This window comes from Psychroserpens sp. SPM9 (genome assembly GCF_025153525.1).
Taxonomy (GTDB): domain Bacteria; phylum Bacteroidota; class Bacteroidia; order Flavobacteriales; family Flavobacteriaceae; genus Psychroserpens.
In genome coordinates, this window is the sequence record NZ_JANZNR010000015.1 from 1 (window position 1) to 6022 (window position 6022).

Consider the following 6022-nt stretch of genomic DNA (forward strand, 5'->3'; position numbering starts at 1 on the left):
TGTTCATCTTAACCAAAATGTAAAATACTGTTCCTACAAAAAGAACAAACAAAATTTAGAATATTTGACCTTTTAATTGACGAAAAATGAACCAAAAAAAGGTCAACCTATTTCAGTATAATACACATACTGACAATCATAATTTTTCTAGTTTAGCAAAACCTACTGTCTTTCTATAATTATCGGGAGAAACACCTACTTTCTTCTTGAAAAACCTACTAAAATAAAATTCATCGTCATACCCAAGATTAGCTGCGATTTGTTTCAAAGGTTTTGAGGTTAAATATAGTTCGCGTTTAGCCTCTATAATAATTCTATTAGAAATTAACGAACTAGGTGTTTGCTGTAAATATTTTTTCACAATTCCAGCCAATGTTTTAGTGCTAACACATAAAACATCTGCATAATCTTTCGGAGAGTGTAACTCAGGATAATTCTTCTCAATAGAATCTACTAAATTTTGCAATATTTCAGATTGATCATCAGAAAATTTTGGCACTATATCTTTATTGGATTGTTTTTTTTGTCTCACAGCTTCTATTAAAAACACCTTTAAAAAAGCCACAAGAACCTCATGCTGAGCAATAGAATCTCTATCCATTTCTTTTGAAATTTGATCTATAAGGTTAAAAAACAACGCTTTTTCAGAAATTTTAAAATGTGGTAATCCATGAAAGTTGTTAAAAAGAATGCCCTCTGTTTCAATTTCATTTTGATGTCGATATGTACAAAAAAAGTCAGGGTGAAAATTTAATAACCAGCCTGAACAAGACTCTTCAGAAGAAATCATAAATGGTTGATAAGGTGACAAGCAAATCATTTGGTTGCCTTGTAATTCATAATTAGAAACATCTACATTTAACTTGTAATTGTTTCCTTTTAGTAAAATAATAGAATAATAATTTTTTCGCTGTAAATGGTCAAATTGATTAAGATTTTCAAACCTTTCTAGTCTAAATGCCAGTTCACCATTTTGCTTATCAATAATAATTTGAGCCATAAGAGTCTATTTCTTCTTTAATGTTACGTATTAAAAAGAAAGGAGTGTTTGTTACACTCCTTTCTAAAGATAACAATTATTTCGAAGCTATGATGTTTATTTTTTGAATTGCTGATGCTTCAAAACCATCTAAAAGAACAGGCGCATTTTCCATAAGTGCTGCTGCAACTTTCCCTGTTAAATGTGTATCTCTACCAGAATCATCTGCAAAAGTATCAAAGATTGCATATGTAGTAGCATCTATTTTTATAGCATACCAAGATAAAGTTTTTGGCTCGTCACCAACTAATTGTTTGCCGACATTAAGGAAGTTTTCAACATCTGTTGTCTTTGCTTCTTTAGATTTCATAATAACAAGCAAACCCTTGTTTTGCAATCCGGATTTATGATTAGATGCTAATACATCTACTGCTTGAATATCTGTGCTAGGATCAAAGTTCTCTAATAAATCACCTGCATTTGCTAATAATGCCTTCGCAACTTCGCCTGTTAAATGTGCTTGTCTTCCTTCTTCTACTTCAAAAGTATCATAAATACCAAAAGTATTATTATCTATTTGAAAGGCAAACCAAGATACTGTTTGAGGTTCTTGATTTACTAATGCTAATCCACCAAGTAAGAAGTTTTTGACGTCTTGTTCTTTTCCTGTTTTTGCTTTCATAATTACTAATAATCCGATAGTTTCTTTTTTTGTACTGTTCATAATGTTTGTGTTTTTAGATTTTGAAAATGTTTGAATTGTAAATCCTAGTAGAAAAACTAGGAATGCTAATTTTAATGGAACTTTAGTTTTCATCGTTTCTTGTTTATTTGTTACAGTGCAAATTTGAGACGAAACAAAAGACTATGGAATGGATGTTTATTACTAACGCATGGACAATTTTCAAAAAAAGCAATACTATTGAATCCAGTATGCACATAACACCGTATATAATTTATTGCTAGTTCTAGCCTATTTACGAAAATCCTCGCGGATTTTCTATTCTGTTTTTATTTGCTAAATTAGGTGCTTAAAACACGCAACAAACCATATACAAACACGTTGGCAACAATTAAATGAATCCGAAAGAACTTAAGATATTAGAGCATTTTTTAGATAGGACTTCAATGTGGATTAACCCAATCGATAGAGCCACAATAACTTCATTCGTCCATGGTTTTGAAGCTGGAACAGACAATAAAGCATTTACATCTAAACTTAAAAAACTTCTTGAAACTGAACATAACATTTATGGCTCAAATCAAGGATGGCCAAATCAAGTCTTTCTTTATGCAGAAAAGAGAAATATGAAATGGAGTGAGGCATTCAATGAGCTGGGAAAAGAAATACTTGACAAAATAATTAATGGAAAAAATTGAGATCAAAGGAAACAATGGAATAATAATCATTCTCATTGAGGGAGTTTATGGGTATCCAAATGAAACTTGTTTTAAAGGAGGATATGAATGTAAACTAGCAATTGAAATTGAAATTGGTTCTTATTATGTAAAAAGTGGATTTCACTCCTCTACTGGCGAATTATTCAAGTTTTACAATAAACTAAAAAACTGCCACACGGAATTGAACGGCATTGCGGAATTTGACTCTTACGAAAGTAATTTGGAATTGACAGTGAAATATGAATTTGGGAAAGTTGGTATTTGGGGAAAATATCAAGAAATTTTAGCGAATGACAATAAATTGGAATTTGATTTTCATAGCGACCAATCTTATTTGAAAAAATCATTAGATCAAATGGAACTGATTTTTAATAAATATGGCGGAATGAATGGCGTGAATAAATAGAATAACAGTTGCCAACAACGTGTATAGTTAATAGTGTTTAAAGATGGTTCAGGAAATTCTGCCGAATTTCCGCGCTCTTCGTTCTTTTTTGCTAACTTAGTTCTCTAACACTACTAACCATACACGAACACGTTGGCAACAATTTAAAATGAAAACAGAACAATGCCCAATATGCTATTCAAGTTTAGAATTAGTAGAATGTACACCTTGTCATGATTGCGGACATTTTGAAGAAGATATTCAAAAATTTAAAGAAAACGGAGGGAATTTTAATGTTTACGATTTATATAATGGCTTAACTCTTCAACTATGTGACTTTTGCAAAATTGATTTTGGTTCTTATAAAACTGATTTTCTTGGCTTTAATGATGGAACTACAATCGGATTTGAAAACATGAACTTTGTAAAATCTGTTGACAATCCCAAAATGGGAAAAGATAAATTTTGTCCAGAATGCTCAATGAGAATGAAATTCTTGACTTTTATTCATGAATTGAGAGAGAAAATCAAAGAATTAAAAAATCATTGAAAAAAGATTTGATGAACAAAAGAATTGAATCGGATAAAAAACTGTAGCCAACAACGTGTATAATTAATTGCTCATTCTGAGCATACTCGGAAAATCCTACGGATTTTCCTCTGGTTCGTTTTCTTTTACTAACTTAGTTCTAGCCAACGCAACTAACCATACACAAATACGTTGTGGGCAATTTAAAGAAACACTGGAATAAATAATATAAATATGAATTGGTTAACTAAAAACTGGGCAACATTACTTTTTTTATTAGGAACAACATTTTTAATTTTTAGAAAATTTGTAGGTGTAGAATTAGATGATGACGGATTTCGATCTATTATTTTTACTTATTTTGGAATTTTTTTGTCTCTAATCTGGTATAATAATAAAATAAACGAAAAAAAAATTGACAAATTTATCGAAGATGAAGAAAAACGAGATGACTTTGAACTTAAGCGACAAGAAAGAACTTTTGAAGTGCTTAACCGTTTAACAACTGCAATAGTAGAGATTTTTCCAAACAGCGAGTATCATAAAAAATATTATGAATTTAGAATATCCACAGCTTCAGAAAAAATTGATGATTTGACTTGGGCTTCTTTCGATAAAGAAGGGAAATTAGATGCACCACAACCAAAATATTTAGAAAAAATTCAAACAGTAGCTGATGGAGGAATTAATTATGATGAAATTTTTGTTTTTGAAAATGACACTTCAAAACCTCACTATGAGAGACTTCAAAAACTTAAATATCATTATGAAATGGCAAAAAAGAATACACGCAAAAAAAGCAGGTATTCTTGTGCATATTTTGACATTAGCAAACTTGGTGGTGATTTCCCAAGAGTACAATTTACTCTAATTGATAATGATGAAATATTATTTACAAGTAGCGCAAATGGTAATGAAAAATTTAAAGTTCAGAATAAACAACTAACCAAAGTATTCAAAAACTATTATGATCAGGCTTGGCGTCTTTCCGATAAACTTATACAAAACGGAAAAATTGTCAATGAAAAACTTATATTAGAGCTAATTAAACCTTTGGTCGATGAACAAAAGTAAAGGTCTAAAGACTGGTATAATACATCAACCTCATTTTTTAGCTTGGCTTGGTTATTTTAACAAGCTAGCTAATTGTGATATTTATATAGTTCAAGATAATGTTCAGTTCAGAAGAGCATACTTTCAGAATAGAACAAGAATTCAAAATACCCAAAAGGAACCAATTTGGTTTACAATACCAATACATTCAAAGAGAAATACATTAATTCAAGATGTAAGAATAGCGGATAAAAAATGGCCAGAAAATTTAACTAAAACTTTACTTCATTCTTATGGCAATGAAAAATTTTATGGAGAAAATATTGAATTCATAAATGAAATAATAAATAAAAATAGAAATAAATTGTTTTTAAGTGAACTAAACGTTGAACTTCAAACTGAAATCTGTGATTATCTTAATATTAATTGTGAATTTGAATTTGCTCATCATTTTGAAAAATTTAAAAACCCTTCAGATGAGCTAATTAATATTTGTAGAAAAAATAATATTCAACGTTATTTATTTGGTGAAGGTGGTGGAGTATCATATCATGGAATAAGTCCATTCAGAAAAAACGGTATTAAAATAAGTCAACAAAAATTTGTTTCTAAATTTGAAAAGATAAATAACTCAATTTATCCAAAATCATACGAAATGAGTATTCTTCACTATCTATTCTTAATTGGAAAAAAAGAAAGTGAAAAAATAATCAAGGAAACCTGGAGAATAAAAACTGCCCACAACAACGTGTATAATTAATTGCGGTTTGATGGCTAAGCGCAGGATTTTTTCTCACAATTCACTATATTGCTTAACAAAGAATAACAGCGTACTTACACGCAACTAACCATACACGAACACGTTGTGAGTAATATGAGAAAACCTCTTTATTTAATAATTACACTTCTATTTCTAGTTTCGTGTGGAAGCACAAAATACAATTGTGTAAAGCTAAAAAATGTCAAAAAATTATCTTCACAAGTTCTTACACAAAAAGCTGATTCTATTGGAGAGATACTAAAAAAGGATTGGGAAGATAAAGAGGAAATGAAAAAAGAAGGTTTGGTAATTGAAATACGATATCCTAATCCAGTATATTTTGAGAAAAATTGTAACTCAACTGATAATTTAAGCGAATTATACCCTTTTATTGGAATGCTAATAAAAAATGAAGAAATTAAAGTTCGTATTCATGGAAATTCAGATTCTGAAGAATATGAAAGTCAAACAAAGTTATCACTCGAACGTGCGGAGTTTATTCGTGATGTTCTTCTAAAAAACGGAATAGAAAAAGACCGAATAGAAATACTAGATGAAAAAGCTGAACAACCAGTTGGACCTAACGATTTGTATATAAAGGAAAATAGACGAGTATATTTCGAAATAATTAAGTGATAATACTACTCACAACAACGTGTATAATTAATTGCTAATGTTGGTTAAGCGCAGGATTTTTTCTCACAATTCACTATATTGCTTAACAAAGAATAACAGCGTACTTGTACGCAACTAACCATACACATACACGTTACCTGCAATTTGAAAACACGTACTTTCCTGAAATAGGTTGACTAAAAATTAAACCTTTTAGCAACATACCTAATGAAAGACAAAAAACAACACTGCCGAAAAAATTCCTACAAAAAAGTAGGTTTCGATTTAAAACTTTTAATC

Annotated in this window: 8 protein-coding genes; 6 read left to right on the forward strand and 2 right to left on the reverse strand. The window is 29.9% G+C overall.

The window, feature by feature from the left end:
• Positions 1 to 136: 136 nt before the first annotated feature.
• Together N4270_RS16825 and N4270_RS16830 are read right to left on the reverse strand one after the other, a co-directional pair.
• Positions 137 to 1000, reverse strand: coding sequence for a helix-turn-helix domain-containing protein (locus N4270_RS16825; RefSeq protein ID WP_260098521.1), 864 nt, complete (start codon positions 998 to 1000; stop codon positions 137 to 139).
• 76 nt (positions 1001 to 1076) lie between these two features.
• Complete coding sequence (locus N4270_RS16830) at positions 1077 to 1796, reverse strand: putative quinol monooxygenase (RefSeq protein WP_260098522.1); 720 nt, start codon at positions 1794 to 1796, stop codon at positions 1077 to 1079.
• Positions 1797 to 2056: 260 nt separating this feature from the next.
• Here N4270_RS16830 and N4270_RS16835 point away from each other — a divergent pair, with 260 nt between their 5' ends.
• The 6 genes from N4270_RS16835 (at position 2057) to N4270_RS16860 (ending at position 5743) form a co-directional block, all read left to right on the forward strand.
• On the forward strand, positions 2057 to 2359 hold the full coding sequence (locus N4270_RS16835; RefSeq protein ID WP_260098523.1) for a hypothetical protein: 303 nt from the start codon (positions 2057 to 2059) through the stop codon (positions 2357 to 2359).
• The gene (locus tag N4270_RS16840; protein ID WP_260098524.1) at positions 2346 to 2786 is read left to right on the forward strand and encodes a hypothetical protein; all 441 of its coding nucleotides are present in this window, start codon (positions 2346 to 2348) and stop codon (positions 2784 to 2786) included. Before N4270_RS16835 ends, N4270_RS16840 begins: the two co-directional genes overlap by 14 nt.
• 148 nt (positions 2787 to 2934) lie before the next feature.
• Complete coding sequence (locus N4270_RS16845) at positions 2935 to 3315, forward strand: hypothetical protein (RefSeq protein ID WP_260098525.1); 381 nt, start codon at positions 2935 to 2937, stop codon at positions 3313 to 3315.
• Positions 3316 to 3528: 213 nt separating this feature from the next.
• Positions 3529 to 4368 carry a hypothetical protein gene (locus N4270_RS16850; protein ID WP_260098526.1) on the forward strand — a complete coding sequence of 280 codons (840 nt, stop codon included), beginning with the start codon at positions 3529 to 3531 and terminating at the stop codon, positions 4366 to 4368.
• The gene (locus N4270_RS16855; RefSeq protein WP_260098527.1) at positions 4355 to 5107 is read left to right on the forward strand and encodes a WbqC family protein; all 753 of its coding nucleotides are present in this window, start codon (positions 4355 to 4357) and stop codon (positions 5105 to 5107) included. The genes N4270_RS16850 and N4270_RS16855 overlap by 14 nt, the downstream gene beginning before the upstream one ends.
• Before the next feature lie 114 nt (positions 5108 to 5221).
• Positions 5222 to 5743, forward strand: coding sequence for an OmpA family protein (locus N4270_RS16860; protein WP_260098528.1), 522 nt, complete (start codon positions 5222 to 5224; stop codon positions 5741 to 5743).
• Positions 5744 to 6022 lie beyond the last annotated feature (279 nt).